This is a genomic window from Sphingobium sp. HDIP04 (genome assembly GCF_000445085.1).
GTDB classification, from domain to species: Bacteria; Pseudomonadota; Alphaproteobacteria; order Sphingomonadales; family Sphingomonadaceae; genus Sphingobium; species Sphingobium indicum.
Map to the genome: position 1 here is coordinate 1 of NZ_ATDO01000062.1, position 2,766 is coordinate 2,766.

Consider the following 2,766-nt stretch of genomic DNA (forward strand, 5'->3'; position numbering starts at 1 on the left):
CCACCCCCAACCCCTCCCCTGAAGGGGAGGGGCTTGATCGAGGGGTCAGCGCGTCGGGTAATTGGGTGCTTCCCGCGTGATCGTCACGTCGTGGACATGGCTTTCCGACAGGCCCGCATTGGTGATCTGGACGAAGCGGGCGCGTTCCTGCAAATCCCGGATCGTGGCGCTGCCGGTATAGCCCATGGCCGCCTTCACCCCGCCGACAAGCTGGTGGATCACGTCCTTCGCCGGACCCTTGAAGGGCACCTGGCCCTCAATGCCTTCGGGCACCAGCTTCATCTGGTCCTTGATGTCCGCCTGGAAATAGCGGTCGGCCGAACCCCGCGCCATCGCGCCGACGCTGCCCATGCCGCGATAGCTCTTATAGGCGCGGCCCTGATAGAGGAAGGTTTCGCCCGGCGCTTCGGCCGTGCCCGCCAGCAGCGACCCCACCATGACGCAGCCCGCGCCCGCCGCCAGCGCCTTCGCCACATCGCCCGACGTGCGCAGGCCGCCGTCTGCGATCACCGGCACGCCCTGCTTCGCCGCTTCCTCGGCCGAATCCATGACGGCGGTCAACTGCGGCACGCCCACGCCCGCGACGACGCGGGTGGTGCAGATCGATCCCGGCCCGATGCCCACCTTCACGCAGTCCGCGCCCGCATCGATCAGCGCCTTGGTCGCTTCGGCGGTGGCGACATTGCCCGCCACCACCTGAACATGGTTGGAGAGTTTCTTCACCGCCTCCACCGCGACGGCCACCTGCCGGCTGTGGCCGTGCGCGGTGTCGATGACGATCAGGTCGCATTCCGCATCGATCAGCGCCTTGCTGCGCTCCAGCCCCTTGTCGCCCACGGTCGACGCAGCGGCCACGCGCAGGCGGCCCGAAGCATCCTTGGTCGCCTGCGGATAGGTGACGGCCTTTTCGATGTCCTTGACCGTGATCAGGCCGACGCAATGATATTGATCGTCCACCACCAGCAGCTTTTCGATGCGGCGCTGGTGCAGCAGGCGCATCGCCTCCTCCTGGCCCACGCCGGTCTTCACGGTGGCGAGATTGTCGTGGGTCATCAGTTCGCTGACCGGCTGGGCCGGGTTTTCGGCGAAGCGCACGTCGCGGTTGGTGAGGATGCCGACCAGCTTGCCCGACGCCTCCACCACCGGAATGCCGCTGATCTTGTGCCGGGTCATCAGCATCTGCGCATCGGCCAGCGTGGCATTGGGCGTGATGGTGATGGGATTGACCACCATGCCGCTTTCGAAGCGCTTGACCGCGCGCACCGCGTCCGCCTGCTCCTCCACCGAAAGGTTGCGGTGCAGCACGCCGATCCCGCCCAACTGCGCCATGACGATCGCCATGTCCGCCTCCGTCACCGTGTCCATGGCGGAGGAGAGGATCGGGATGTTGAGCTTGATCGCGCGGGTCACATGGGTGCTGGTGTCCGCCTGGCTGGGCAGCACATCGGATTCGGCGGGCTGAAGAAGCACGTCGTCAAAGGTGAGGCCGAGGCGGATATCCATGTGAAAGCCACTTTCTGCTGCGCGCCCGGCCAGTGGGGGGATAGCCGGTCGCTGGGGGATTCGTGGCGGCCCATGTAACCATTAAGCAGGAAAACAGCCAGACCCCCGAAAGCATTTTATTGCCGGGGAAGCGCAGGCCTGCACGCGATGCGGAATCGGGCGGAAGGGGCGGGCCGGAAGAGAAGCGTGGGGACTCGTCCGCTCACCGCCCGAATTTCCAAAAACTCCACGCCCCGTAGGGGCCGACCCGCCTCAATCCCCCAGGATCACGTCCACGCCTGCGCGCGCATGGATGCTGGTGCCGTCGTAGATCGGCAGGACGTTCGCCTTCACATCGACGATCATCTCCAATTCGGTGCAGGCCAGGATCGCGGCCTGCACATTCTCCTTGGCGATGTCGGTGAGTTCGGACTTCATATAGCGCTCGGACTCGCGGCTCACCTTGCCGATGGTCAGCTCGTCATAGACGATCCGGTCGATCCGATCGGCCAGTTCCATGTCGGGCGGCAGCAGCGATATGCCGTGCGCCACCAGCCGCTGGCGGTAGAATTTCTCCGTCATCACGTTGCGCGTGCCGATCAGCGCGGCCTTTTCGATGCCGTCGGCCTGCATCTTGCGCCCGACAGCCTCCGCGATGTTGACGATCGGAATATCGACGCCGGCCTGCACCTCGTCATAGACGCGGTGCATGGAATTGGCGCAGATCAGCAGGGCGGCCGCCCCGCCCTGCTCCAGCCGCCTGGCGGACGCGGTCAGCACATCGGCCGCATGGGCCCATTCGTCGGGCGTGGTGGAGCGGCCTATGTCCGCGAAGTCCAGGCTTTCGATCAGCAGCGGAGCGCTGTGCTGGCCGCCCCTGGCGCGGTACACGGCCTGGTTGATGATCTGATAATAGCGCGCCGTCGACGTCCAGCTAAGACCGCCTATCAGGCCGAGCTTCTTCATGAATCCGCTTATCCCCATGCGCCGACGAAGCCGGACGGGCTTGTCCATCGCGCAAATCGTTAGGGGCGGCGTCCCGCATCGGCAAGCCCCTTCCTGCCCGCGCTGCCGCAAAGCCGCGCGCGGAACAGGGTGCCGGCCGCTCCCGCCAGCCCTCCCGCGACGACCATCGGCATATTTTCCAAGAAGAAGGCGGACGCCGCCACGGCCCAGCCGGCAAAGCCGCCCGCCAGCGCCAGCGCAGGTCCGGTCCCCGACCGCAAGGCCGATGTCGTCGCCGCCCAGCCCGCAAGTAGCGCGACTGCGATGCAGCCAAGGAGC

2 protein-coding genes and 1 pseudogene are annotated in these 2,766 nt (G+C 66.3%); all 3 read right to left on the minus strand.

Annotation, left to right across the window (positions count from 1 at the left end; genetic code table 11):
* Positions 1-45: 45 nt before the first annotated feature.
* Positions 46-1,503 (minus strand): IMP dehydrogenase, encoded by a 1,458-nt coding sequence (gene guaB / locus L286_RS30625; protein ID WP_020819901.1) that lies wholly within the window; start codon positions 1,501-1,503, stop codon positions 46-48.
* A 252-nt stretch (positions 1,504-1,755) separates the two neighbouring features.
* Complete coding sequence (locus L286_RS30630) at positions 1,756-2,448, minus strand: aspartate/glutamate racemase family protein (protein ID WP_025161047.1); 693 nt, start codon at positions 2,446-2,448, stop codon at positions 1,756-1,758.
* A 59-nt stretch (positions 2,449-2,507) separates the two neighbouring features.
* Positions 2,508-2,766: pseudogene (locus L286_RS30635) on the minus strand (NAD(P)(+) transhydrogenase (Re/Si-specific) subunit beta); the annotation flags it as partial.